The following is a 25,977-nucleotide window of genomic DNA, read 5'->3' as shown; positions in this document are numbered from 1 at the left end:
TGTTCCGGGATGTTTGACTTGCGGTGCGCGCTGGAACTGCCTGCACCGTGCGCCTTGCGGCATGCAAAGCCTTTGGATTATAGCCCGCGCCGGGCGGTGGCTGCAGCGCCCGGGTCGCCGGGCGGCGCCGGCGATCGGCCGGTCTAGCGGCCTTGCGCGGTCAGCCACTTCTCCAGGCGGGCGACGCCCTGCACCAGGCGCTGGGGATCGCGGGAGGCGAAGCACCAGCGCAGCCAGCCCTGCGCCTCGTCGCCGAAGGCGTTGCCGGGCGCCAGGCCGAGTCCGGCCTCGGCGACCAGGCGCTTGGCGACCTCGAGCGAGTCGCCGAAGCCTTCGAGGCGGAAGAACGCATACATGCCCCCACGCGCCGGCGCCACCTGCACGCCCGGCAGGCCGGCGAGCAGCGGCACCAGCACGTCGCGGCAGGCCTTGAGATGCGCGACGACGCGAGGCGTGATCTCGTCGCCGTGCGCCAGCGCGGCGATGCCCGCGCGCTGGGTGAAGACGCTCGTGCACGAGGTGTTGAACTCGATCAGCTTGCCAATGCCCTCGATCAGCGCCGGCGGCACCACCAGCCAGCCCAGGCGCCAGCCGGTCATCAGGAAGCTCTTGGAGAAGCTGTGGGCGACCACCAGGCGATCGTCGGCCGTCGCGAGGTCCAGGAAGCTGGGCGCGCAGGCATTGGCCGTCGGCTCGAAATACAGGCGTTCGTAGACCTCGTCGGCCAGGATCCAGGTCCCGGTGACGCGACAGTGATCGAGGATGGCCTGCTGCTCGTCGCGCGTGAGCGTCCAGCCGGTGGGATTGTTGGGTGCGTTGACGATCAGCAGCCGGGTGCGCGGCGTGATGGCGCGGCGCAGCGCATCGAGGTCCAGCGTCCAGGCGCCGTCGACCGGCCGCAGCGCGACGCAGCGCACTTCGGCCCCCATGATGGCCGACTGCGCCACCAGGTTGGGCCAGACCGGCGTGATCGCGACCACCTCGTCGCCGGCGTCCACCAGGGCCTGCACCGCCAGCATCAGCGCGTTGACGCCACCCGACGTGATCGCGATGCGGGAAGCATCGACCGCCGGATGCAGCGCGCTGGTGTAGCGCGCGATGGCGGCGCGCAGTTCCGGCAGCCCCAGGTTGTGGGCATAGAAGGTCTCGCCCCGCTGCAGCGAGTCGATCGCCGCCTGTCTCACGACGTCGGGGGTGACCTCGTCGCTCTCGCCGAACCAGAACGCGAGCACGTCGTCGCGTCCCAGCCCGGCATTGGCGACTTCGCGGATCTTGGAAGCCTGGAGATCGTGGATGGCCTGGCGCATGAGGGCGATCTTTCTGGGTGAAGCGTGGTCAGGGGTCGTCGTGCCATGGGAAACGCCGTGCGACCGGTCGCGCGGCATCGGGGCGTCAGGGCCGCTGCATGCGGCAGGTGGTGGGCATCTCGGCGCGCTCGGCCGCCACCGTCTTGACGACGCGGAAGCCATAGCCCGAGCCCTCGACGTCGAACCGGACCCCATCGGTGCCCTGGCGGTCCATCACGCCGACGACCAGGCTCTGCTGGAACTGGTGGTCGGCCGCCCGCATGCGGCCCCGCTGGCCAGCCAGCGTCACGTCGGCGCGCTCCAGGGCGCGCGCGACCGCCACGGTGTCGACGCTGCCGGCGGCGGCGATCGCCTGCGCCAGCGCCTCCACCAGCAATTGCATGCGCATGTGGACGTAGTCGTCGGCCGGCTTGGGGAAACGCGTGCGGAAGGCACGGTAGAAAGCTTCCGAGGCGTCGGTCCGCACGTTGGGCAGCCAGTCCGCCACGGCCACCACGCGGCCGATCCCGGCGTCGCCGATGGCCGCCGGCGCGCCCAGGGCGTTGCCGTAGAAGGTATAGAAGGTGCCGTTGAAACCGGCTTCACGGGCGGCCTTGACCAGCAGGGTCAGGTCGTTGCCCCAGTTGCCCGTGATGACCGCCTGGGCGCCACTGGCCATGATCTTGCTGGCGTAGGGAGCGAAATCCTTGACGCGTCCGAGCGGATGCAGTTCGTCGCCCACCACCTGGACATCGGGCCGCAGGGCACCGAGCTGGCGCCTGGACTCGCGCAGCACCGACTGGCCGAAGCTGTAGTCCTGCCCGATCAGGTAGGCACGCTGCAGCGCCCGGTCGTCCTTCACCATCTGCATCAGGGCCGTCACGCGCATGTCGGCATGGGCGTCGAAGCGGAAGTGCCAGAAGCTGCAGCGCTCGTTCGTGAGCACCGGATCGACCGCCGAATAGTTCAGGAACAGCACGCGGCGCGCCGGATCGCGCTCGTTGTTCTTGTCGATGGCGTCGATCAGCGCGGCCGCCGTGGCGGAGGAATTGCCCTGCAGCACGATGCGGGCGCCGTCGTCGATGGCCGCCCTCAGTGCCGACAGCGCCTCCTCGTTCTGGCCCTTGCTGTCGTAACGGTCGAGCGCCAGCAGACGCGCGCCTCCAGGCAGCGGAACGCCGCCTCTGGCGTTGACGCGTTCGACGGCCCACAGGAGATTGCGGAACACCGCCTCGCCAGTGTTGGCGAACGATCCACTCAGGGTCTCGATCAGGGCCAGCCGGATCGGCGGCAGGGCGACGGCGGGCACGGCCGGCGCGGCGGCGATGGCAGGGACTGCGGTCCATGCGGCGTACAGCGATGTCGCCGCGAGGCCCAGCATGCGACGGCGATGGGAAAAACGAAGGGACATGAAAGAAGAGGCGTGCGTCCGTCGCGCCGCTGGCGAGGATCCCGGGGCCGTGGCGCACGCCGGGGAACTTGAAGGCCGCGCAGTGTAAGGGACGTCCCACCCGCTCTCGACGCCAACCCCAGGCCCGCCTTTCCACCCGCGCCGAAGGATGCCGGCCTCAGGAACACGTGAAAAAAAGTGTTGCTGAAAAAATACACCCATGCTTCTGCAGGACACTTCAGCGGCCCCACGAGCTCACGGATCCCCAAACTGCGGCGATCCGACAACAGCTCGAGGCACAAATTTCAACTAAAAACTAAAACCAATGTATGACATTAATTTAGATTGCAACACTTTTTTCTACAATTTTGCAATCAGCGAAATCTGATATTTCATGTCAGTTATCACTTATTTCTAGTTTTTATGTTCGAATGAGCAACCTGTGTAAAAAATCACTTGATTGATTGAATCACAGGAACCTATTTATTAATTTGACGTCGCGATAACGCTGACAAACCGTGGCAGCGGAGTCCCCGTCATTCAGGGGATTTCGTTGGATACACATCTGCATGCGCTGACACCGGGACATCGCGCTGATACTTTGCTCGTCTTTTTGCCTGGTGCCTTTCTCAAGCCTGAAGAATTCGAGCGTGAGGGCTTCGTGAGCGGCGTACGCCATCATGGTTTTGCAGCAGATGTCATGTTGGTCGATGCGAACGTATCGTATTACTACGATCAGACCTTTATTCCGCGTCTGACGCGTGACGTGCTGGCGCCGGCGCGCAGCCAGGGTTACAAGTCGATCTGGCTGGTCGGCATCTCGATCGGCGGTTTCGGCGCCCTGACCCACGAACTGGCGCAGCCGGGCCTGGTCGAAGGCATCATCGTGCTGGCGCCCTACCTCGGTCGCCGTCCGGTCGGCGCCGAGATCCAGAAGGCGGGTGGCCTGCGGCTCTGGAAGAACCCCGAGGGCCCGCCGCCGGACGAGGAGGTCGACCGCAAGCTCTGGCCCTGGCTCCAGCGCTACGCGGCACCGGATGCCGCCGCGGAACTGCCGCCGCTCTATCTGGGCTATGGCCTGGCCGATCGCTTCGCTCCCAACCACCAGTTGCTCGCCGACGTGCTGCCGGCCGGCCATGTCTTCACGGCGCAGGGCGGTCACGACTGGCCGGTGTGGTCGGCACTGTGGCAGGACCTGCTCCCGAACCTGCCGCTGCCACGGGTCGAGGCCCCTGCCCTGGCGCATGCGCACTGAGCCGGTCGTGCCGGCTCGTCCCGACCACACGCCGGGACGCCGCGGCCTCATCGGCCTGTGGGGCGCCCTGCTGACGGGCATCGTGATGTTCTCGATGCCGCCCGCGAGTTCCGCGCGGACCACGACCACGCCCGCGCCCGTGGCGACCAGGCCGGCCGCGACCGCCGTGCCGATGCCGCCACCCTCGGCGCACGCCACGGTCGATGTCTTCTTCTCGCCCGGCGGCCGCACCGACCGGGCTGTGGCCGATCTCATCGACGGCGCGCGCGTGCGGGTCTGGATCGCCGGCTACTACTTCACCTCGTCGACCATCGCGCGCGCGCTCGATCAGGCCTTCCGGCGCGGCATCGACGTGCGGGTGGTGCTCGACCGTTCCCAGGCCACGCTCACCTATTCCAGCGCGACCTACTTCCACAACCAGGGCGTGCCGCTCTGGATCAATGCGCGCTATCCGGTGATGCACCACAAGTTCCTGGTCGTCGACGAGGACACGGTCGGCTTCGGCTCGATGAACTTCACCCAGGCCGGCGCGCGGCACAACGCCGAGAACTTCAACCTGTTCCGGCACTGGACAGCGCTCGCCGGCACCTATGCCGGGGAGTTCGACCGCCTGCGCCAGGAGTCCGTCCCCTACTCGCCCGGCATGGTCTTCGAGGACCGCGTCCCGGACGAAGCGCCGCACTGACGCGACGACGCCGACCGCGATCCGGCGCCGCTCAGGCCACGGCGTCGGTCACCCGGTCGAGCGGCCAACGCGGCTTGACGTCGAAGGCATAGCCGGTGGTGGCCGACTGCACGCCGGCCTGCAGCCGCATCGCCGCGGCCATGGCGATCATGGCGCCGTTGTCGGTGCACAGATGGAGTTCCGGGTAGTGCACCCGCACCCGCCGCGCCGCGCAGGCCGCGTCGAGCTGCGAGCGCAGGACCGCGTTGGCGCCGACGCCACCAGCCACCACCAGACGCTTCAGCCCGGTGCGATCGAGCGCGGCCAGCGACTTGCGCAGCAGCACCTCCACGATCGCCGCCTGGGTCGACGCCGCCAGGTCGGCCTTGCGTGCCTCGAGGTCGCCACCGAGCTTCTTCGCCTGCGTCAGCACGGCCGTCTTCAGGCCGGCGAACGAGAAATCGAGGTCGCCGCTGTGCAGCAGCGGCCGCGGCAATCTGAAGGCCGCCGGATCGCCCGTCTCGGCCAGCCGGGCCAGCCACGGGCCGCCCGGATAAGGCAGCCCCAGCAGCTTGGCCGACTTGTCGAAGGCCTCGCCGGCGGCATCGTCGATGGTCTCGCCCAGGATCTCGTAGCGGCCCACGCCATCGACGCGCATCAGCTGCGTGTGGCCGCCCGAGACCAGCAGGGCGACGAAGGGAAACTCGGGTGCGTCCGCGCTCAGGAATGGCGACAGCAGATGCCCTTCGAGGTGATGCACGCCCAGCACCGGGCGATCGAGCGCCGCGCCGAGCGCGCAGGCGACGCCGGCGCCCACCAGCAGCGCGCCGGCCAGGCCCGGACCGCGCGTGTAGGCGACCACGTCGACATCGGCCAGGGCCCGCCCGGCCTCGTCGAAGACGGCGCGGGCGAGCGGCAGGACGCGGCGGATGTGGTCGCGGCTCGCGAGTTCGGGCACCACGCCGCCATAGGCCTGGTGCATGGCGATCTGGCTGTGCAGCGCATGGGACAGCAGCACCGGCAACGCGGTGGCGTCGCGGGTTTCGACCAGGGCCACGCCCGTTTCGTCGCAGGAGGATTCGATTCCGAGGACCAGCATGCGGTCGAGTGTAGGGGGCCGTCGCCGGCGAGGCACGGTTGTTGCTCGATGCCCTTCCCAAGATGAAATCCGGACTGAGCTTCCTGGTCGCCGCCCTGCGCTGCGAGATCGACGAACTCGACCAGCTCGGTCGCACGAGCGAGCTCGTCGGCGCCATCGGGCGGCTGGTGCATGCGCTGCAGCGCGAGCGCGGACTCTCGAACGTGGTGCTGGCCTCCGGCGGCCGGCGCTTCGTGGCCGAGCGCGAAGCGCAGATCGCGTGCAGCGAGCACCTGGAACGGGAAGTGCGCGTCCGGCTCGATCGACTGGAGGGGCCGGGCGACGGGACACGATCGCCGGCCCCGGGCATCCACCTGCGCAACGGCGCCCGCCTGTTCAGCCGCATCGCCTGGGTGCTGCCCGGGCTGGACGCCCTGCCCGGCCTGCGCGATCGCATCGGCGCGCTGGCGCTGCCGGTGGCCGATGCCACCGCCGCCTATGGTCGCCTGGTCGCGGGCTGGCTCGCGGTGGTGTTCGAAGCCGCCGATGGCGCGACCGATCCGGAGATCTCGCGCCTGCTCGCGGCGATGTTCAATTTCATGCAGGGCAAGGAATTCGCCGGCCAGGAACGCGCCTGTGGCGGCGTCGCCTTCGCCTCCGGTCGCAACGAACGGGCGCGCCAGCAGGACTGGCTTGACCTGATCGAGTCGCAGGAACGCTGCTTCCAGGTCTTCGCCGAATTCGCCGGGCCCGCGCTGGAGGCGCAATGGCTGGCCAACCTGGCGCCGGCCCAGATGGCCGAGCTCGAGCGCATGCGCCGCATCGCCTGCGCGGCGCCGCCGGGCGCGCCGCTGGACCCCGAGATGAGCGCGGCCTGGTTCGACTGCTGCACGCGTCGCATCGATGCCATGCAGACGGTCGAGGAACGCCTGGCCGACGACCTGCGGCGGCTCTGCGATGCCAAGACCCGTGGCGCGCGCACCGAACTGGCCGCGCACGAGGCCCTGCTGATACGCCTCGCCGACAGCCCGTCGCCGGTGCCCAACGCCTTCTTCGACACTCCCCAGGCGGTCGTCGCCGCACCACCTCCCGGCAACCCGGCGCTGTACGGCCGCCAGCTGGAACGCTCGATCCTCGATCTGGTGCGTGACCAGTCGGACCGGCTGCAGGCGATGAGCGACGAGCTCGATACGGTGCGCGCGACCCTCAACGAGCGCAAGCTGGTCGAGCGCGCGAAGGGCCTGCTGATGGCGCATCGGCAGCTGAGCGAGCAGGACGCGCACAAGATGCTGCGCCAGACCGCCATGAACCAGAACCGCCGCCTGGTCGACGTCGCCGAATCGGTGCTGGCGATGGCCGAGTACCTGCCAGCAGCCGTGACGCCGAAACGGGCCTGATTGGTGCACGGCACCCCGGATCGCCATGCCGAAAGCTGGCATGCGGTTTGCATCCGGGAGGAGGCACGGGCCATCGGTGGCCCGCATGCGAGGAGCGGCTTCCAACGGCGGTCGCGGCTCCTCGACCGGACAAAGGCGTCCGTATCCGCAGCACCCGCCCCCGTGGGCCGGCGCAGCGTGATGCGGACGCCTTTTTTTTTCGTGGATCCATTTCTTCCCTGGTCCTCGTCTTCCCTCTTGGTCCCTCTTCTTCCTTCTGGAGCCCGTTCGCATGACAGATTCGATGAATCCCCGATTGAGCCGCCGCGCCGTCCTGCGGGCCGCCGCCGTCGGCGCCGTGGCGATCGACCCCGCGTTGCGCGCCGCCGTCTACGCCCAGGGCTCCGACAAGCCCGAGAAGGAGGAAGTGAAGATCGGCTTCATCCCGCTGACCGACTGCGCCAGCGTGGTGATGGCCTCGGTGCTGGGCATCGACAAGAAGTACGGCGTGAAGATCGTGCCGAGCAAGGAAGCCAGCTGGGCCGGCGTGCGCGACAAGCTGGTCAATGGCGATCTCGATTTCGCCCACGTCCTCTACGGACTGGTCTACGGCGTGCACCTGGGCGTGAGCGGCCCCAAGAAGGACATGGCCGTCCTGATGACCCTCAACAACAACGGCCAGGCCATCACGCTGTCGAAGAAGCTGGCCGACAAGGGCGCGGTCGACGGCACCTCGCTGGCCAGGCTCATGGGCGCGGAGAAGCGCGAATACATCTTCGCCCAGACCTTCCCGACCGGCACCCATGCGATGTGGCTCAACTACTGGCTGGCGGCCCACGGCATCAACCCGGTCCAGGACGCCAAGTCGATCGTGGTGCCGCCGCCGCAGATGGTGGCCAACATGCGCATCGGCAACATGGACGGCTACTGCGTGGGCGAGCCGTGGGGCCAGCGCGCCATCATGGACGGCATCGGCATCACCGCCGTGACGACGCAGGACATCTGGAAGGACCACCCCGAAAAGGTGCTCGGATGCACCGCCGAGTTCGCCAGGAAGAACCCCCACACGGCGCGCGCCGTGACCGCCGCGCTGCTGGAGGCGGGCCGATGGATCGACTCGAGCCTGCAGAACAAGAACAAGATGGCCGAGACGATCGCCGACAAGAGCTATGTCAACACCAGCGTCGACGCCATCAACCAGCGCATCCTGGGCCGCTACACCAACGGCCTGGGCAGGAACTGGGACGACCCCAACCACATGAAGTTCTATGGCGACGGCGCCGTCGGCTTTCCCTATCTGTCCGATGGCATGTGGTTCCTCACGCAGCACAAGCGCTGGGGCTTGCTCAAGGCGCATCCCGACTATCTCAAGGTCGCCACCGAGATCAACCAGATCGAGCTCTACAAGCAGGCCGCCGCCGCCTCCAGGACGCCCGTGCCCAAGGAAACGATGCGCAGCAGCAAGCTGATGGACGGCGTCGTGTGGGACGGCCGCAATCCCCAGGCCTATGCCGACGGTTTCAAGATCAAAGTCTGAAGGAGAACCCCATGGTCAGTGCCGTCTTCCATCCCCCGCTCGACGTTCCGGTGGCCGCCCCGCCAGCCGCCGCCGGTCTCCACGCGACCCCCGCCCCGGCTCCCGTCGCATCGCGCGGCCGCCGGCCGCCGGACCTGCGTCGCTTCTGGATGCGCGTGCTGCCGCCGCTCGCCGGCTTCGGCGTGCTGCTCCTGGTATGGGAGCTGATCGCCCGCGGCAGCGCCGGCAGCTTCCCCGATCCCTGGGAGACCTGGCTGCAGGCCCTGCAGGTCTTCAGCGATCCGTTCTACAGCAAGGGACCGAACGACCAGGGCGTCGGCTGGAACGTGCTGGCGTCGCTGCAGCGCGTGGCGCTGGGCTTCGGCCTGGCCGCGGTGGTGGGCATTCCGGCGGGCTTCGCCATCGGCCGCTTCGAGTTCATGTCGCGCATGTTCGGCCCGTTGATCAGTCTGCTGCGCCCGGTCTCGCCGCTCGCCTGGCTGCCGATCGGGCTGCTGGTCTTCAAGGGCGCCAACCCGGCGGCCATCTGGACCATCTTCATCTGCTCGATCTGGCCCATGGTCATCAACACCGCCGTGGGCGTGCAGCGCGTGCCCAGCGACTACATGAACGTCGCCCGCGTGCTCAACCTGAGCGAGTGGAAGATCATCACCAAGATCCTGTTCCCGGCCGTGCTGCCCTACATGCTGACCGGCGTGCGGCTGGCCGTGGGCACCGCGTGGCTGGTGATCGTCGCGGCCGAGATGCTGACCGGTGGCGTCGGCATCGGCTTCTGGGTCTGGGACGAGTGGAACAACCTCAACGTCAAGAACATCATCATCGCGATCTTCGTGATCGGCATCGTCGGCCTGATCCTGGAATTCGCGCTCGTCAGGATCGCCACCGCATTCACTTTCGAAGAGGTGAAATCATGATCGCCCCACCGGAACTCCCCACCGAACGCAGGTTCATCGACATCCAGGACGTCGAGCAGACCTTCAAGACGCCCAAGGGCAGCTTCCAGGCCCTGCGCGACATCCACCTGACGGTCGCCAAGGGCGAATTCGTCGCGCTGATCGGCCACTCGGGCTGCGGCAAGTCGACCCTGCTCAACCTCATCGCCGGCCTGACCCGGCCGACGCATGGCGTGCTGCTGTGCGCCGGCCGCGAGATCGCCGGGCCCGGTCCGGAACGCGCGGTGGTGTTCCAGAACCACTCGCTGCTGCCCTGGCTCACCTGCCACGAGAACGTCTTCCTCGGCGTCGAGCGCGTCTTCGCGGCGACCGAGAACCGCGCGCAGCTCAAGGCGCGCACCGACGCGGCGCTGGCGCTGGTCGGCCTCACGCCGGCGGCCGGCAAGCGCCCGGGCGAGATCTCCGGCGGCATGAAGCAGCGCGTGGGCATCGCCCGGGCGCTGGCCATGGAACCCAAGGTGCTGCTGATGGACGAGCCCTTCGGCGCGCTCGACGCCCTCACCCGGGCCCGGCTGCAGGACGAGTTGCTGGCGATCGTGCAGAAGACGCGCAGCACGGTGGTCATGGTCACGCACGACGTCGACGAGGCGGTGCTGCTGTCCGACAAGATCGTGATGATGACCAACGGCCCCTCGGCGACCATCGGCGAGGTGCTCAGCATCGACCTCGAGCGGCCGCGCAACCGCGTGGCGCTGGCGGAGGATCGCCACTACGTCCATTACCGCAAGGCGGTGATCGACTTCCTCTACACGCGCCAGGGGCACGTGGAGAAGGCGGCCTGAAGCCCGTCGCGCCGGAAGGACCCATGCCATGAAGACCTTCATCCGCGTCGTCGAGTACTGGATCCCCGATGCCGGGGGCACGCGACTGACGTTCGGCGGCGGCCTGTTCGGCGAGGCCGCCGTCCTCGCCGACGCCAGCGCCGGCCTGTCCTTCGCCCGCGGCGAAGGACTGCCCGGCCGGGCCTGGGCCAGCGGTCGCCCGATCGTGCTTGCGCGTCTCGAGGGCTCCTACTTCCGCCGCGTCGATGCCGCCCGCGCCGTCGGCCTGACCTGCGGCATCGCGCTGCCGATCTTCCGGGGCGCGCGCCTCGCGGCCGTGGTGGTGTTCTTCTGCGGCGACGACGAGGCGCATGCCGGCGCCATCGAGCTCTGGGGCAACGACCCGGAGGAGTCGCACGACATGACCTTGGTCGACGGCTACTACGGCACCACCGGCGACACCTTCGAATTCATCTCGCGCGCCACCGCCTTCCGCAAGGGCAACGGCCTGCCGGGCATGGCCTGGGAGCGGCACAAGCCCGTGTTCCTGCCCGATCTGGGCAAGGGTTCGGGTTTCCTGCGCGCCGATGGCGCCGTGAAGGTGGGCATCAACCGTGGCTTCGCCATCCCGTGTTCGACGCTGGACGGTTCGAACTTCGTCCTGGCCTTTCTCTCCGCGCTGGCCACGCCGATCGCCCGGCGCGTGGAGACCTGGGAGCCCGATGCCGAGGGAACGCGGCTGCAGCGCACCTTCGGCTTCTCCGAGGAGACGCGGGAGGCGGCCACGCCGACGCCGGGCAGCGTCGCATGGACGGCGACGGGCGACAGCCCGCTCGCCCAGGCCTTCGTCACCGGCGTGCCGTGCGTGGATGGCGCGACCATCGCCATCCCGGTGGCGCCGCGCGGCCGCGTGACGGCGGTGGTCGCCCTGCGGCTCTGAGGCCACGACCGACCCGACGATGCATAAGCCCGGACCGGTTCCGGCATAAGCCTTGCGGGACAATCCCGCCTACCCATGGGAATCAGTCACTACATCAAGGAAATCGGCCGGGGCGCGCGGGGCGCCAAGCCGCTCGCGCGCGAGCAGGCGGCCGATCTGTTCGGCCAGGTGCTCGACGGCAACGTCACCGACCTGGAGATCGGCGCGTTCTGCCTCGCGATGCGCATCAAGGGCGAGACGCCGCAGGAGATGGCGGGTTTCCTCGACGCCACCCACGCCCGGCTCGTGCCGGTGCCGCCGGGCGAGCGCGCGCTGGTCTCGCTGCCGAGCTACAACGGCGCGCGCAAGCTGCCGGTGCTCACGCCGCTGCTGGCCCTGCTGGTCGCGCGCGAAGGCCTGCCGGTGCTGGTGCATGGCACGGCCACCGAGGCGAGCCGCGTGCTGGCCTCGGGCGTGCTGGAGGCGCTGGGCGTGGCGCCGCTCGAGCGGATGCGGTCCATCGCGGCGGGCGAGGTCGCCTTCGCGCCGACCGAGCTCCTCAACCCGGCGCTCAAGCGGCTGCTCGACGTGCGCCGCGTGGTCGGCCTGCGCAATCCGGCCCACAGCGTGACCAAGCTGATCCGGCCGACCGCCGGACCATGCGTGGTGGTGGCGAGCTACACCCATCCCGAATACGCGCGCACCATGGGCGAGACCTTCGAGCTGGTGGGCGCGACCGCCCTGCTCTCGCGCGGGCTCGAAGGCGAGGTGGTCTCCGATCCCCGGCGCACGGCGCAGATCGACGGCTTCGTGCATGGCGAGCGCATCGAACTGCAGGCGCAGCAGCCCGGCACCGCGCCGGAGGTCGAAGGCCTGCCGACGGAGATCGACATCGCGACCACGGCCGCCTACACCCGTGCCGTGCTGGCCGGCGAGGCGCCGCTGCCGCCGGCCATCGCGCGGCAGGTCGAGTTCATCGTCGGACTGGCGGCGCGCGCATGACGAACCCCTGCCTTTCCTCCTCGGGCCGCTGCACCCTGGTGGGCGCCGGCCCGGGCGACCCGGAGCTGCTGACCCTCAAGGCCGTCAGGGCCATCGGCGCGGCGACGGTGCTGTTCGTCGACGACCTGGTCAACGAGGAGATCGTCACGGCCCACGCGCGCCCCGACGCGCGCATCGTCCACGTGGGCAAGCGAGGCGGCTGCAAGAGCACGCCCCAGGCCTTCATCGAGAAGCTCATGATCACGGCCGTGCGCGCGGGCGAGACGGTGGTGCGCCTCAAGGGTGGCGACCCGTTCATCTTCGGGCGCGGCGGCGAGGAGGTCGAGCACCTGCGCGCGGCCGGCATCGAGGTGGCGGTGGTCAACGGCATCACCGCCGGACTCGCCGCGGTCACCTCGCTGGGCGTGCCGCTGACCCACCGCGACCACGCCCAGGGCGTGGTGTTCGTCACCGGCCATGCCAAGACCGGCGCGGCCGCGCCGCAGGACCCGACCGACTGGCGCGCCCTGGCGGCCCTGGTGCGCGACGCGCGCCTGACCCTGGTGGTCTACATGGGCGTGGCCGGCGCGGCGCACATCCAGGGCGAGCTGCTGCACGGCCTGCCCGGGAGCACGCCGGTGGCGGTGATCCAGCATGCCAGCCTGCCCCACCAGCGCCACGTGGCCACCACCCTGGAGCGGCTGGCGACGGCCATCGGCGAGGCCGGACTGGGCAGCCCCTCGGTGATCGTGGTGGGCGACGTGCTGCGCGGCCTGGCCGCCGCGGCACTGCCGACGACGACCGCCGGCACGCCAGCCGCCCTGGACTCTCCAGACTCCCGGCGGCAGGGCTGATCCGCTCCCGACCCGTCCACGCGCACCGGCCACGCCGGTTGCTGGACGGTCCCTAGAATCCCGGCCTTCCGCCGCGTCTCCTCCTCCCCCCTTCCTCCCCGGCATGTCCGACTCCGCTTCCATGTCCATCGCCGCCCGCTTCGACGCCGTCGTCATCGGTGCCGGCGCGGCGGGTCTGTTCTGCGCCGCGCTGGCCGGCCAGCGCGGCCTGCGCGTGCTGCTCGTCGACCATGCCGAGCGCATCGCCGAGAAGATCCGCATCTCCGGCGGCGGCCGCTGCAACTTCACCAATCGCGACATCGACGTGCGCGCCCCGCAGCGGCACTTCGTCGGCGAGAACCCCAACTTCTGCCGCTCGGCGCTCTCGCGCTACACGCCACAGCACTTCATCGCGCTGGTCGAGCAGTACGGCATCGCCTATCACGAGAAGCACAAGGGCCAGCTGTTCTGCGACGGCTCGTCGCAGCAGATCATCGACCTGCTGCTGGCCGAATGCGCGGCCGGTGGCGTCGAGCGCTGGCAGCCCTGCAGTGTGCGTGGCGTCGCCGCCCTGCCGGCGGGCGGCTATCGCATCGACACCGCGCGCGGAGCGGTCGAGACGCCGCAACTGGTCGTCGCCACCGGTGGACTGGCGATCCCGCAGATCGGTGCCAGCGACTTCGGCTACCGCATCGCGACGCAGTTCGGCCTGCGCGTCGTCGCGCCGCGACCGGCGCTGGTTCCACTGACCTTCGCGGGCGAGGGCTGGGCGCCCTATGCGCAGCTGGCCGGCCTCGCGCTGCCGGTGCGTATCGAGGTGGGCGCGAAGAAGGACCGCATGACCTTCCTGGAAGACCTGCTGTTCACGCATCGCGGACTGTCGGGGCCGGCGGTGCTGCAGATCTCCAGCTACTGGCGCGATGGCCAGGCCCTGGCCATCGACCTCGCCCCCGACGCCGACGTGGCGGCGACGCTGGGTGCCGCCAAGTTGAATTCGCGCAAGCGCATCGCCAACGAACTGGCGACCCTGGTGCCGTCGCGCCTGGCCGACGCCTGGGTCGGCGACGATCCGGCATTGCAGCGGCCGATCAACGAGGCCGCCGACCGGGCCCTGGCCACCCTGGCCGAGCGCGTCGCCGGCTGGCGCATCACGCCCAGCGGCACCGAGGGCTACCGCAAGGCCGAGGTGACGGCCGGCGGCGTCGACACGCGCGAACTGTCGTCGCAGACGCTGGAGGCCAGGCGCCAGCCCGGGCTGCATTTCATCGGCGAGGTGACCGACGTCACCGGCTGGCTGGGCGGCTACAACTTCCAGTGGGCGTGGGCCAGCGCCTTCGCCTGCGCGCAGGCGCTGCGACCGGACGCCTGAACCTCTCCCGGGCGGGCTATAATGCCGGGCTCACTTTGGCCTCCCCTCAACGGCCGCAAAACTTCTCCAGTTGAGGAACCCCGGCTCCAGGCCTCGATCTCCTGGGACCAACTTCAATTCAACGATTCATCAATGACCACCATCCGCGTTAAAGAAAACGAGCCCTTCGACGTCGCCCTCCGCCGCTTCAAGCGCACCATCGAGAAGCTCGGCCTCCTGACCGACCTCCGCGCCCGCGAGTTCTACGAGAAGCCGACCGCCGAGCGCAAGCGCAAGAAGGCCGCCGCCGTCAAGCGCCACTACAAGCGCGTGCGCAGCATGCAGCTGCCCAAGAAGCTGTACTGAGTCCCGACCGGCCGCGCCGGTCCGCTGCCTCCGGGCAACGACGACGACGCTCCGCCCCGCTCAGACACACCGGCCGCGCCAGGGAAACCTGCCGCGGCCTTGTTTTTGCCCCGCCGTTCCACCTTTCCACGTTCCGTTCGCCTCCCAGGAAGACGCCATGAGCCTCAAGAACCAGATCACCGAAGACATGAAGACCGCCATGCGCGCCAAGGATGCCGAGCGTCTGGGCACCATCCGCCTGCTGCTCGCGGCGATGAAGCAGAAGGAGGTCGACGAGCGCATCGAGCTCGACGACGTCGCGGTCGTCGCCATCGTCGACAAGCTGGTCAAGCAGCGCAAGGACTCGGTCACGGCCTTCACGCAGGGCGGTCGCACCGATCTGGCCGACAAGGAGGCCGCCGAGATCAAGGTGCTGGAGGTCTACCTGCCGCAGCGCCTGAGCGCCGACGAGGTGGCGGTCGAGGTCCGGGCCATCGTGGCCGAGCTGGGCGCCAAGGGCCCGGGGGACATGGGCAAGGTCATGGGCGCGGTGAAGACGCGCCTGGCCGGCAAGGCCGACATGGGCCAGGTCAGCGCGGCGGTGAAGGCCGCGCTCGCCGGCTGAATCCCCGGCGGCGCCGGACTCAGCTGCCCGCGATCTTCATGCGGTTGACGAGCAGCGATCCGGTCGTCTTGGCGCCGTGGTTATAGGCATCGGCGCCGACCGCCTCGATGCCCATCAGCATGTCCTTCAGGTTGCCGGCGATCGTGATCTCCTGCACCGGATAGGCGATGCGGCCCTTCTCGACCCAGAAGCCGCTCGCGCCGCGCGAGTAGTCGCCGGTCACGTAGTTCACGCCCTGCCCCATCAGCTCGATCACGAACAGGCCGGTGCCGAGCTTGCGCAGCATCTCGTCGAGATCGTCACCGGGCTGCGTCAGGCGCGAGCTCAAGGTCAGATTGTGCGATCCGCCGGCGTTGCCGGTGGTGCGCATGCCCAGCTTGCGCGCCGAATACGTGCTCAGGAAATAGCCCTGCAGACGACCGCCGTCGACCACCTTGCGCGCCCGCGTCTCCACGCCCTCGTCGTCGAAGGGCGAGCTGCCCTTCCCGCGCAGGACGTGCGGATCCTCGGCGATGTCGATGTGCTTGGGCAGCACCCGCTTGCCGAGCGAGTCGAGCAGGAAGGTGCTCTTGCGGTAGAGCGCGCCGCCGCTGGTGGCCTGCACCAGTCCACCGAGCAGGCCCGCCGCCAGCGGCGACTCGAACAGCACCGGGCACTGCGTGGTCCTGATCTTGCGCGACTTCAGGCGCGACAGCGCCCGCTCGGCGGCATAGCGGCCGACCGCCTGCGGGCTGGCGAGCTCGTCGGCCGAGCGCATCGAGCTGTACCAGGCGTCGCGCTGCATGTCGTCGCCCAGGCCGGCGATCGGCGCCACCGAGATCGAGTGGCGCGAACTCGCGTAGCCGCCCCGGAAGCCGTGCGTGTGGGCGCTGAAGAAATGGCTCTGCTGGGCCGACACGCCCGCGCCTTCGCTGTTGGTGATGCGGCTGTCGGTCGAGAGCGCGGCGGCCTCGCATTCGAGGGCCAAGGTGGCGGCGCGCTCGCTGTCGATGTCCCAGGGGTGGAACAGGTCGAGGTCGGGCTGCTCGCGCACGATGTCGGCTTCGTCGGGCAGGCCGCTGAGCGGATCCTCGGCGGTGAAGCGCGCGATGTCGTAGGCCGCCTGGACGGTCTGCGCGATGGCGGCGTCGGAGAAGTCGGAGGTGCTGGCATTGCCGCGCCGGTTGCCGATGTAGACCGTGATGCCGAGCGACTTGTCGCGGTTGCGCTCGACGTTCTCGAGTTCCCCCTTGCGCACCGAGACGCTCAGTCCGCAGCCTTCGGAGGCCTCGGCGCCGGCGTTGGTGGCGCCGAGCTTGCGGGCATGGTCGAGGGCCGAGTCGACCAGGTTCTCGAAGAAGGAGCGGCTGTAGGCGAAGCCGGATTCGGCGCGCGAAGTGGATGTCGTCATGTGTTGGCTATGATACTTGCGCCCCCCTTTCCCTCTCTCCCGCGGTCCTTTGCGGCCAGCCATCGACCTATGTCCCGCAAACCCAAAAAAGGCTATTACGTGCGCGGCGAGTTCGTTGCCGAAGGCAGCGAACTCGACCTCGAACTCAAGCGCGAGCTCAAGGGCACCGACGAAGCCAGCAAGACCGACCTGAAGCGCGAGAGCGCCGAGCTGCAGAGGATCGGCGAGGACCTGCTGGGCCTGCGCCCCGGCCTGTTCGACAAGCTGCCACTCAGCGAGAAGTTCGTCGACGCCGTGGTGGAGGCGCGCCGCATCACCAATTTCGAGGGCAAGCGCCGCCAGATGCAGTTCATCGGCAAGCTCATGCGCGGCCTCGACGCCGCCACGCTCGACCTCGTGCGCGCCGCGCTGGAGGAGCAGCACCGCGCGCCGGCCGAGGAGACCGCCACGCTGCACGAGGCCGAGCGCTGGCGTGATCGCCTGATCGCCGACGACGAGGCCTTCGGCGGCTGGATCGAGAGCCACCCGGCCACCGACAGCCAGCAGCTGCGCGCCCTGGTGCGCCAGGCCCGCAAGGACCTGAAGGCCGGACCGGCCGGCGAGGCGCCGCGCCAGGGCAAGGCCTACCGCGAGATCTTCCAGGTCGTGCGCGCCCAGCTCGCCGGTGCCGACGCACAGGCCGATGGAGATGATGACGAGGCCGAGGACGGACGCGATCCGGCCGTGCGCGGGACCGGCGCATGAGCGCGGCGCAGAGCGCCTTCGAGCCGGTGCGCATCGGCATCGTCTCGGTCAGCGACCGGGCCTCGAGCGGGGTCTACGCCGACCAGGGCCTGCCGGCCCTGCAGGACTGGCTCACGCGCGCCCTGCGCAACCCCATCACCTTCGAACCCCGCCTGATCCCCGACGAGCAGGCCGTCATCAGCGCGACGCTGATCGAACTGGTGGAGGCCGGCTGCTCGCTGGTGCTGACCACCGGCGGCACCGGCCCGGCGCCGCGCGACGTCACGCCCGAGGCGACATTGGCCGTCGCGCATCGCGAGATGCCCGGCTTCGGCGAGCAGATGCGCCAGATCGGACTGCGTTTCGTGCCGACGGCGATCCTGTCGCGCCAGGTCGCGGTGCTGCGCGATCGCAGCCTGATCCTGAACCTGCCGGGCCAGCCCAAGGCCATCGCCGAGACGCTCGAGGGCCTGCGCGATGCCGCCGGCGCGCCGATGGTCGCGGGCATCTTCGCGGCGGTGCCCTATTGCATCGACCTGATCGGCGGCCCCTACCTGGAAACCGATCCTGCGGTCTGCGCCGCCTTCCGGCCGAAGTCGGCGCGCCGGCCGGTGGCCTGACCAATTCCGGTGGTTTTTCGTGCGCGCGTCCGTGTAACCCCCGACGCGCAAAGCACTCCGGGTACCGCATAGTCCGGCGGGGCGCCGCTTGAGCGTCCGACTCTCCCGGAGACATCGAACCCATGAAGAACGGCATCCTCGCCACCAGCCTCGCCCTGACCCTCGGCCTCGCCGGCGCTGCGGGCGCCCAGGCCCAGACCACCACCCTGAAGATCGGCTACGCCACGTCCAAGGAATCGCACTACGGCGTCGGCTCGACGGTGTTCTGCGACGAGGTCGAGAAAGGCACCCAGGGGCGCTACAAGTGCCAGCACTTCGCCAATTCGGCGCTCGGCGGCGAGCGCGAGCAGATCGAGGCGATCCAGCTGGGCACGCAGGACCTGCTCAACACCTCCACCGGCCCGGTCGGCAACTTCGTGCCCGAGGTCCGCATCGTCGACCTGCCCTTCCTCTTCCGCGACTACGACCATGCACGCAAGGTCATGGACGGCCCGATCGGCCAGGACCTGCTGACCAAGTTCCCGAGCAAGGGGATCATCGCGCTGGCCTGGACCGAGAACGGCTTCCGGCACATGACCAACAGCAAGCGCGACATCGTCAAGCCGGCCGATGCCGCCGGGCTGAAGATGCGCACCATGGAGAACAAGGTGCACATGGACGGCTATCGCACCTTCGGCATCCTGCCCACGCCGATGGCGTTCCCGGAGCTGTTCGGCGCCCTGCAGCAGGGCACGGTCGATGGCCAGGAGAACCCGATCCCGGTGATCCTGGCGTCCAAGTTCTCCCAGGTGCAGAAGCACCTCTCGCTGACCGGCCACGTCTACTCGCCGGCGCTGCTGCTGATGTCGCCCCGGACCTGGAACAAGCTCTCCGACGCCGACAAGAAGATCTTCGTCGCGGCGGCCCAGACCGCCGCCGTGGCCCAGCGCAAGAAGGTCAACGACGACGAGAACACCGGCATCGCGCAGCTGGAGTCGCAGGGCATGAAGGTCACGCGCACCGTCGACTCCACCGCCTTCCGCGAGGCGCTCAAGCCGGCCTACGTCGGCTACGCCAAGGAATTCGGCGCCGACAACATCAAGAAGATCACCGACGTCAAGTGAGCGCGACCCACGCCGCCGTGCACGCCTTCGAGCGCCACTTCCTCACCGCCAACCGCTGGGCGCTGATCCTGCTGCTGGCCGCCATGTCGGTCATCATCTTCGTCAACGTCGCGTTGCGCTACCTCACCAGCCATTCGCTCGAATGGGCCGAGGAGGTGTCGCGCCACATGATGATCTGGCTGACCTTCCTGGGCGCCGGGCCGGTGCTGCGCTATGGCGGCCACATCGCGGTGGAGAACCTGCAGGACGCGCTGCCCGCGCGTGGCGGCATGGCGCTGCGCGCCGTCGTCGCGGCCCTGCTGTTCGCCTTCTTCGGCTTCCTGGTCTGGTATGGCTGGCTGTACATGCAGCGCACCATGTTCCAGCTGACGGCGGTCACGCAGATCCCCTTCGCCTATGTCTACAGCGCCATGCTGATCGGCGGCTTGCTGCTGATCGTGCATTTCCTGTTCGTCGTGAAGAGCTACGTGCTGCGACGCGAATTCCGCTCCGACGCGCATTTCGACGCGACCGCGAGTGCCTCGCTGTGACGGGGGGTCGCCATGGACGCTAGCGTCGTCCTGATCGTCTCGGCCTGCCTGTTCCTCGCCATCGGGGTGCCGGTGGCGTTCGCGCTGGGCATGGCCACGGCCGCCACGCTGATCCTGGCGGAGAGCTATCCGCTGATCGTGCTGCTCAAGGAGACCTTCACCGGCATCGACAGCTTCCCGCTGATGGCGGTGCCGTTCTTCATCCTGGCAGCCGAGCTGATGAGCGGCGGCTCGCTGACCGAGGTGCTGCTGCGCTTCGCCGGCCAGTTCGTCGGCCACAAGCGCGGCGGCCTGGGCTACACCAACGTGGTGTCGCTGACCTTCTTCTCGGGCATCTCCGGCTCGGCGCTGGCCGACGCGGCCGGGCCCGGCTCGATGCTCATCAAGATGATGAGCAAGGCCGGCTACGACCGTTCCTACGCCGCCGCGCTGACCGCCTCGACCGCCATCGTCGGGCCGATCATCCCGCCCTCGATCATCATGATCATCTACGCGCTGCAGGACGAGACGGTCTCGGTCGGCTCGCTGTTCGTGGCCGGCATCCTGCCGGGCATCCTGATCGCGGTGGCGATGTGCGCGGTCAACTTCCACGTCTCGAAGAAGCGCAACTACCGGGGCGACGGCCGGCTGCCGCCCTTGCGCGAGATCCTGGTGACGAGCTGGAAGGCGCTGCCGGCGATCCTGCTGCCGGTGGTGATCCTCGGGGGCATGCGCGCGGGCTGGTTCACGCCGACCGAGGCCTCGGTGGTGGCGGTGTTCTACGCCCTGCTGTGCGGCAAGTTCGTCTACCGCACGCTCGAATGGAAGGCGCTGCCCAACATCCTGGAACGCTCGGCGCTGCTGTCGGCCTCGGTGCTGATCATCATCGGGCTGTCGGCCTCCTTCGCCTGGGTGCTGACCATCGAAGGCATCCCGCAGCAGATGGCGGAGTGGCTGATCTCCATGAACCTCTCGCCGTGGATGTTCCTGATCATCGTCAACGTCTTCCTGCTGCTGTTCGGCATCTTCATCGAGCCGCTGCCGGGGGTGATGGTGCTGGCGCCGATCCTGGCGCCGGTGGCGATCAAGCTGGGCGTGGATCCGGTGCACTTCGCCATGATCGTGATCTTCAACCTCACGCTGGGCATGATCACACCGCCGGTGGGCGGACTGCTGTTCGTCACCTGCAACGTGTCGAAGGTGCCGATGTCGCAGCTCGTGCGCGAACTCGTGCCCTTCCTGTGGGCGCACGGGGTGGTGCTGGTGCTGCTGACCTTCGTGCCGGCGCTCAGCACCTGGCTGCCGCGCGCGCTCGGTTTCAAGTAGCGACACTCCCGCGTCCGGCGGGCGCGGGATCCTCCACTACACTCGTCCGGGTCAGGAGAGCGTCTTCCCCCCGGGAAGGCCGCCGAAGGCGCAGGATCAGTTCCGAACGCTCAGGTACCCAGGACTGACGAGGCGCCCGTCGACCGGGCGTTTCCTTGCTGGAGAGAGACCGGTACGCGCCGCAGGGCGACGAAGCCGGTCCACCGAAGGAGCAACCCCCGAGCCGGTGTCCGGGCGGGGCGAATCTCTCAGGTAGAGCGGACAGCAGGGGTGGCCCACGGCTTGCGAGCCGTGGAATTCGATCCGCCCCTCGTGTGCACCGGAGAGCACCCATGACCGCCACTGCCCCCGCCCCCGCCCCCGCTTCCATCGAGCCGCAGCCGTTGCGGACCACGCCGCTGCACGACCTGCACGTCGCCCTCGGCGCCCGCATGGTGCCCTTCGCCGGCTACTCGATGCCGGTGCAGTACCCGGCCGGCCTGGTCGCCGAGCACCGCCACACCCGGGCCGCCGCCGGCCTGTTCGACATCTCCCACATGGGCCAGCTGCGCCTCGTCGGACCCGATGCCGCCGCCGCCTTCGAGACCCTGATGCCGGTCGACGTGATCGGCCTGGCGCCCGGCCGGCAGCGCTATGGCCTGCTGCTCGACGACGATGGCGGCATCCTCGATGACCTGATGTTCTTCAACGAAGGCGGCGGCTCGCTCTTCGTCATCGTCAACGGCGCCTGCAAGGCGGCCGACCTGGCCCATCTCCAGGCACGCATCGGCGCGCGCTGCGAGGTCCAGCCCCTGCCCGACCACGCCCTGCTCGCGCTGCAGGGCCCGCAGGCGGCGGTCGTGCTGGAGCGGCTGTCGCCGGGCAGCGGGCGCTTCGTCTTCATGACCGGCGGCGCGGTGCGCATCGGCGCGGGCGACGCCGCCATCGGCGCCTTCGTCACGCGCAGCGGCTACACCGGCGAGGACGGCTTCGAGATCTCGGTGCGCGCGGCCGATGCCGAGCCGCTGGCCCGCCTGCTGCTGGCGCAGCCCGAGGTGCTGCCGATCGGCCTGGGCGCGCGCAATTCGCTGCGCCTGGAGGCCGGCCTGTGCCTGCACGGCCACGACATCGACCGCACCACGACGCCCGTCGAGGCCGCGCTCGGCTGGGCCATGCAGAAGGTGCGGCGCACCGGCGGCGAGCGCGCCGGTGGCTTTCCCGGCGCCGAGCGGGTGCTGGCGCAGCTCGACGCGGCCGCCGCCGGTGCCGCGTCCGGACGCCGGCGCGTCGGCCTGGTCGCGCTCGAGCGCATCCCGGTGCGCGACGGCACGCCGCTCGAATCGGTCGATGGCCAGCCGGTCGGCCAGGTCACCAGCGGCCTGCTGGCACCCACCGTCGACCGGCCGATCGCGATGGGCTACGTGCCCGTGGCGCTGGCCGCGCCGGGCACCCGCCTGCAGGCGCGCGTGCGCGGCAAGGCGGTGCCGATGGAGGTGGTGGCCCTGCCCTTCGTGCCGGCGCGCTATTTCCGCGGCTGATCCGTCGCCTCCACCGACGCCGGGCCCGACGCGCATCCCCTTTCCTTTCCTTTTCCTTTTCCTTTTCCTTTTCCATTCCACCTTCCCTTTCCCAGGAGCCTTCCCATGACCGTCAAGTTCACCAAAGACCACGAGTGGGTCGAGACCACCGGCGCCGATGCTGCCACCGTCGGCATCACGGTCCATGCCCAGGACGCGCTCGGCGACGTGGTGTTCGTCGACCTGCCCGAGGTCGGCAAGACCTATGCGCAGGGCGAGGTCGCCGGCGTCGTCGAGTCGGTCAAGGCCGCCGCCGATGTCTTCATGCCCGTCTCGGGCGAGATCATCGAGGTCAACGAGGCGCTGCGCGCCGATCCCGGACTGGCCAACAGCGATCCGCTGGGCACCGGCTGGTTCTTCAAGGTCAGGCTGTCCGATGCCGCGCAGGTCGAGGCCCTGCTCGACGCCGACGCCTACGACGCCTTCGCCGCCGAATGAGGCCCTCGGCGCCGACCCCGCAGCCCTCCACGTGACCGCCATGCCATCCAACGACTTCCTCCTGCCGGCCGATCTCGACACCGCCGGCGAATTCATCCCCCGGCACATCGGCATCGCGCCGGCCGACGAGGCGCGCATGCTGCCGGTCATCGGCTCGGCCACGCGCGCCGAACTCATCGACGGCATCGTGCCGGCGGCGATCCGCCGCACGCGGCCGATGGACCTGCCCCCGGCGGCGAGCGAGGCCGAGGCGCTGGCCGAGCTCAGGGCCATGGCGGCGCAGAACACGGTCGCGCGCAACTTCATCGGGCAGGGCTACTACGGCACCCACACGCCGGGCGTGATCCTGCGCAACATCCTGGAGAACCCGGCCTGGTACACGGCCTACACGCCCTACCAGGCCGAGATCTCGCAGGGCCGCATGGAGGCCCTGCTCAACTTCCAGACCATGGTGTGCGACCTCACGGGCATGGCGATCGCCAATGCCTCGATGCTCGACGAGGCCACCGCCGCGGCCGAGGCCATGACCCTGGCGCGCCGCAGCGTGAAGGCCAAGAGCGCCGTCTTCCTGGTCGCCGGCGACTGCCATCCGCAGACCATCGAGGTGCTGCGCACACGCGCCGCGCCCCTGGGCATCGAGCTCAAGGTCAGCACCGCCGCGCAGTCGCTGCCGCAGCTGATGGAGGCGGGCGATTTCTTCGGCGCGCTGGCGCAGTACCCGGCCACCACCGGCCAGGTGCACGACCTGCGCGCCCTGGCCGGCCTCGCGCACCGCCACGACGCCGCCCTGTGCGTGGCGGCCGACCTGCTGGCGCTGACCCTGCTGGTGCCGCCGGGCGAGTGGGATGCCGACATCGTCTGCGGCACCACGCAGCGCCTGGGCATGCCGATGTGCAACGGCGGCCCGCATGCCGCCTACCTGGCCTGCCGCGACGCCTACAAGCGCTCGCTGCCCGGCCGGCTGGTCGGCGTGAGCGTCGACGCGCATGGCGCGCCCGCGCTGCGCCTGGCGCTGCAGACGCGCGAGCAGCACATCCGCCGCGAGAAGGCGACTTCCAACATCTGCACGGCACAGGTGCTGCCGGCGGTGGTGGCGAGCATGTACGCCGTCTACCACGGCCCGGACGGCCTCGCGCGCATCGCGCGGCGCGTCGCCACCCTCACCGGCCTGCTGGCCCGGGGCCTGGCGCAGATGGGCTTCGAGACCGTCAACGACACCGCCTTCGACTCCCTGACCGTGAGGACCGGCGACGCCACCGACGCCATCGTCGCGCGCGCCGAGGCCGCCCGCGTCAACCTGCGCCATCGCCTGCAGCAGCACCTGGGCATCTCGCTGGACGAGACCACCACCCGCGCCGACATCGAGACCCTGTGGGCGCTGTTCGTGCCCGCCGGCGTGGCGATGCCGCGCTTCGAGGTCCTGGCCGCCGATGCGGCGCCGATGATCCCCGAGGCCCTGCGCCGCACCAGCGCGTTCCTCACGCACCCGGTGTTCAACACCCACCGCAGCGAGACGGCGATGCTGCGCTACATCCGCTCGCTCTCCGACAAGGATCTGGCGCTCGACCGCAGCATGATCCCGCTGGGCAGCTGCACCATGAAGCTCAACGCGACCAGCGAGATGATCCCCGTCACCTGGCCCGAGTTCGCCCACATCCACCCGTTCGCCCCGGCCGAGCAGCTGCGCGGCTATGCCGAGCTCGACCGCCAGCTGCGCGACTGGCTCTGCGAGGCCACCGGCTATGCGGGCATCAGCCTGCAGCCCAATGCCGGCTCGCAGGGCGAGTACGCCGGCCTGCTGGCGATCAAGGCCTGGCACGCCTCGCGCGGCGACAGCGCGCGCAATGTCTGCCTGATCCCGTCGTCGGCCCATGGCACCAACCCGGCCAGCGCGCAGATGGTCGGCATGCGGGTGGTGGTGACGGCCTGCGACGCCAATGGCAACGTCGACATGGACGACCTGAAGCGGGCCTGCGAGAAGCACGCCGCCGACCTGGCCGCCGTGATGATCACCTACCCCAGCACGCATGGCGTGTTCGAGACCCGCGTCAAGGAACTGTGCGAGCTGGTCCATGCCCACGGCGGGCGGGTCTATGTCGACGGCGCCAACATGAACGCGCTGGTCGGCGTGGCGGCGCCGGGCGAGTTCGGCGGCGACGTCAGCCACCTGAACCTGCACAAGACCTTCTGCATCCCGCACGGCGGCGGCGGTCCCGGCGTCGGGCCGGTGTGCGTGGTGGCCGACCTGGTGCCGTTCCTGCCCGGCCATGCCAGCGCCGCATCCGATGCCGTCGCGCGCTCCGAGCATGCCGTGGGCGCCGTCTCCGCCGCGCCGCTGGGCAATGCGGCGGTGCTGCCGATCAGCTGGATGTACTGCCGCATGATGGGCGCCGACGGCCTCCGGGCCGCCACCGAGACGGCGATCCTGAGCGCCAACTACATCAGCGCGCGCCTGGGCGAGCACTACCCCACGCTCTACGCCAGCCCCAACGGCCACGTCGCGCACGAGTGCATCCTGGACCTGCGCCCGATCAAGGACCGCTGCGGCATCACGGCCGAGGACGTGGCCAAGCGCCTGATCGACTACGGCTTCCATGCGCCGACCCTGAGCTTTCCGGTGCCGGGCACCCTGATGGTCGAGCCCACCGAGAGCGAGCCGCTGGCCGAGCTCGACCGCTTCATCGACGCCATGATCGCCATCCGGGGCGAGATCCGCCGCATCGAGGAAGGCGTCTGGCCCAGGGACGACAACCCGCTCAAGCATGCGCCTCACACCGCCGCCAGCCTGCTGGCGACCGAGTGGAAGCGGCCCTACGCGCGCGAGCTCGGCGCCTATCCGGTGGCCGCGCTCAGGAACGCCAAGTACTGGCCGCCGGTGGGGCGCGTCGACAACGTCTATGGCGACCGCAACCTGTTCTGCAGCTGCCTGCCCGTCGAGGCCTACGCCGAAGCGGAATGACG

The 25,977-nt window shown here is 69.6% G+C and carries 24 protein-coding genes and 2 riboswitches; of the genes, 20 read left to right on the top strand and 4 right to left on the bottom strand.

Features of this window, described 5'->3' with window-relative positions:
* Positions 1–143 precede the first annotated feature (143 nt).
* Together AC1MLT_RS02200 and AC1MLT_RS02195 are read right to left on the bottom strand one after the other, a co-directional pair.
* Positions 144–1,385, bottom strand: a complete 1,242-nt coding sequence (locus tag AC1MLT_RS02200; RefSeq protein WP_481033655.1) for a pyridoxal phosphate-dependent aminotransferase — start codon at positions 1,383–1,385, stop codon at positions 144–146.
* Positions 1,386–1,392: 7 nt separating this feature from the next.
* On the bottom strand, positions 1,393–2,667 hold the full coding sequence (locus AC1MLT_RS02195; RefSeq protein ID WP_481033654.1) for a branched-chain amino acid ABC transporter substrate-binding protein: 1,275 nt from the start codon (positions 2,665–2,667) through the stop codon (positions 1,393–1,395).
* A gap of 709 nt (positions 2,668–3,376) precedes the next feature.
* On the opposite strand from AC1MLT_RS02195, the gene AC1MLT_RS02190 reads away from it, so the two are divergent.
* On the top strand, positions 3,377–3,931 hold the full coding sequence (locus AC1MLT_RS02190) for an alpha/beta hydrolase (RefSeq protein WP_481033653.1): 555 nt from the start codon (positions 3,377–3,379) through the stop codon (positions 3,929–3,931).
* The gene (locus tag AC1MLT_RS02185) at positions 3,921–4,616 is read left to right on the top strand and encodes a phospholipase D family nuclease (protein WP_481033652.1); all 696 of its coding nucleotides are present in this window, start codon (positions 3,921–3,923) and stop codon (positions 4,614–4,616) included. The genes AC1MLT_RS02190 and AC1MLT_RS02185 overlap by 11 nt, the downstream gene beginning before the upstream one ends.
* Positions 4,617–4,647: 31 nt before the next feature.
* Here the strand turns inward: AC1MLT_RS02185 and tsaD are convergent, their stop codons facing one another.
* Positions 4,648–5,694 (bottom strand): tRNA (adenosine(37)-N6)-threonylcarbamoyltransferase complex transferase subunit TsaD, encoded by a 1,047-nt coding sequence (gene tsaD / locus AC1MLT_RS02180; protein ID WP_481033651.1) that lies wholly within the window; start codon positions 5,692–5,694, stop codon positions 4,648–4,650.
* Positions 5,695–5,756: 62 nt separating this feature from the next.
* Between tsaD and AC1MLT_RS02175 the strand changes: the two genes are divergently transcribed.
* From AC1MLT_RS02175 to AC1MLT_RS02130, 10 genes are all read left to right on the top strand, one after another.
* Positions 5,757–7,070 (top strand): nitrate- and nitrite sensing domain-containing protein, encoded by a 1,314-nt coding sequence (locus AC1MLT_RS02175; protein WP_481033650.1) that lies wholly within the window; start codon positions 5,757–5,759, stop codon positions 7,068–7,070.
* Positions 7,071–7,341: 271 nt separating this feature from the next.
* A complete protein-coding gene (locus AC1MLT_RS02170; protein ID WP_481033649.1) occupies positions 7,342–8,586 on the top strand; it encodes a CmpA/NrtA family ABC transporter substrate-binding protein in 1,245 nt (414 codons plus the stop codon).
* Between the two features lie 11 nt (positions 8,587–8,597).
* Positions 8,598–9,500, top strand: a complete 903-nt coding sequence (gene ntrB / locus AC1MLT_RS02165; protein ID WP_481033648.1) for a nitrate ABC transporter permease — start codon at positions 8,598–8,600, stop codon at positions 9,498–9,500.
* Positions 9,497–10,321: an ABC transporter ATP-binding protein gene (locus AC1MLT_RS02160; RefSeq protein WP_481033647.1), complete on the top strand. Its 825-nt coding sequence runs from the start codon at positions 9,497–9,499 to the stop codon at positions 10,319–10,321. The genes ntrB and AC1MLT_RS02160 overlap by 4 nt, the downstream gene beginning before the upstream one ends.
* 28 nt (positions 10,322–10,349) lie before the next feature.
* A complete protein-coding gene (locus tag AC1MLT_RS02155; RefSeq protein WP_481033646.1) occupies positions 10,350–11,240 on the top strand; it encodes a GAF domain-containing protein in 891 nt (296 codons plus the stop codon).
* A gap of 75 nt (positions 11,241–11,315) precedes the next feature.
* Entirely contained in the window at positions 11,316–12,221 is a 906-nt protein-coding gene (gene ybiB / locus AC1MLT_RS02150; RefSeq protein ID WP_481033645.1) for a DNA-binding protein YbiB, read from the top strand.
* A complete protein-coding gene (gene cobA / locus AC1MLT_RS02145) occupies positions 12,218–13,054 on the top strand; it encodes a uroporphyrinogen-III C-methyltransferase (RefSeq protein WP_481033644.1) in 837 nt (278 codons plus the stop codon). Before ybiB ends, cobA begins: the two co-directional genes overlap by 4 nt.
* 121 nt (positions 13,055–13,175) lie before the next feature.
* Positions 13,176–14,402: a BaiN/RdsA family NAD(P)/FAD-dependent oxidoreductase gene (locus AC1MLT_RS02140; RefSeq protein ID WP_481033643.1), complete on the top strand. Its 1,227-nt coding sequence runs from the start codon at positions 13,176–13,178 to the stop codon at positions 14,400–14,402.
* A gap of 132 nt (positions 14,403–14,534) precedes the next feature.
* Entirely contained in the window at positions 14,535–14,747 is a 213-nt protein-coding gene (gene rpsU / locus AC1MLT_RS02135; RefSeq protein ID WP_007833691.1) for a 30S ribosomal protein S21, read from the top strand.
* Between the two features lie 157 nt (positions 14,748–14,904).
* Positions 14,905–15,351: a GatB/YqeY domain-containing protein gene (locus AC1MLT_RS02130; RefSeq protein ID WP_481033642.1), complete on the top strand. Its 447-nt coding sequence runs from the start codon at positions 14,905–14,907 to the stop codon at positions 15,349–15,351.
* A 19-nt stretch (positions 15,352–15,370) separates the two neighbouring features.
* Here the strand turns inward: AC1MLT_RS02130 and pmbA are convergent, their stop codons facing one another.
* Positions 15,371–16,741, bottom strand: a complete 1,371-nt coding sequence (gene pmbA / locus AC1MLT_RS02125; RefSeq protein WP_481033641.1) for a metalloprotease PmbA — start codon at positions 16,739–16,741, stop codon at positions 15,371–15,373.
* A gap of 69 nt (positions 16,742–16,810) precedes the next feature.
* Here pmbA and yjgA point away from each other — a divergent pair, with 69 nt between their 5' ends.
* The 8 genes from yjgA (at position 16,811) to gcvP (ending at position 25,975) form a co-directional block, all read left to right on the top strand.
* Positions 16,811–17,485, top strand: a complete 675-nt coding sequence (yjgA, locus tag AC1MLT_RS02120) for a ribosome biogenesis factor YjgA (protein WP_481033640.1) — start codon at positions 16,811–16,813, stop codon at positions 17,483–17,485.
* Positions 17,482–18,084: a molybdopterin adenylyltransferase gene (gene mog / locus AC1MLT_RS02115; RefSeq protein WP_481033639.1), complete on the top strand. Its 603-nt coding sequence runs from the start codon at positions 17,482–17,484 to the stop codon at positions 18,082–18,084. Before yjgA ends, mog begins: the two co-directional genes overlap by 4 nt.
* A gap of 122 nt (positions 18,085–18,206) precedes the next feature.
* Positions 18,207–19,187 carry a TRAP transporter substrate-binding protein gene (locus tag AC1MLT_RS02110; protein WP_481033638.1) on the top strand — a complete coding sequence of 327 codons (981 nt, stop codon included), beginning with the start codon at positions 18,207–18,209 and terminating at the stop codon, positions 19,185–19,187.
* Complete coding sequence (locus AC1MLT_RS02105) at positions 19,184–19,717, top strand: TRAP transporter small permease (RefSeq protein WP_481033637.1); 534 nt, start codon at positions 19,184–19,186, stop codon at positions 19,715–19,717. The genes AC1MLT_RS02110 and AC1MLT_RS02105 overlap by 4 nt, the downstream gene beginning before the upstream one ends.
* 12 nt (positions 19,718–19,729) lie before the next feature.
* Complete coding sequence (locus AC1MLT_RS02100) at positions 19,730–21,022, top strand: TRAP transporter large permease (protein ID WP_481033636.1); 1,293 nt, start codon at positions 19,730–19,732, stop codon at positions 21,020–21,022.
* A 42-nt stretch (positions 21,023–21,064) separates the two neighbouring features.
* Positions 21,065–21,159, top strand: a riboswitch (glycine riboswitch).
* Positions 21,160–21,170: 11 nt separating this feature from the next.
* Positions 21,171–21,297, top strand: a riboswitch (glycine riboswitch).
* Between the two features lie 57 nt (positions 21,298–21,354).
* Positions 21,355–22,539 carry a glycine cleavage system aminomethyltransferase GcvT gene (gene gcvT, locus AC1MLT_RS02095; RefSeq protein ID WP_481033635.1) on the top strand — a complete coding sequence of 395 codons (1,185 nt, stop codon included), beginning with the start codon at positions 21,355–21,357 and terminating at the stop codon, positions 22,537–22,539.
* 105 nt (positions 22,540–22,644) lie between these two features.
* On the top strand, positions 22,645–23,016 hold the full coding sequence (gene gcvH / locus AC1MLT_RS02090; RefSeq protein WP_481033634.1) for a glycine cleavage system protein GcvH: 372 nt from the start codon (positions 22,645–22,647) through the stop codon (positions 23,014–23,016).
* Between the two features lie 40 nt (positions 23,017–23,056).
* Positions 23,057–25,975, top strand: coding sequence for an aminomethyl-transferring glycine dehydrogenase (gene gcvP, locus AC1MLT_RS02085; RefSeq protein WP_481033633.1), 2,919 nt, complete (start codon positions 23,057–23,059; stop codon positions 25,973–25,975).
* Positions 25,976–25,977 lie beyond the last annotated feature (2 nt).

It is taken from the genome of Variovorax sp. PEI5, from assembly GCF_056679935.1.
This window is presented reverse-complemented; position numbering and strand designations above follow the sequence as displayed.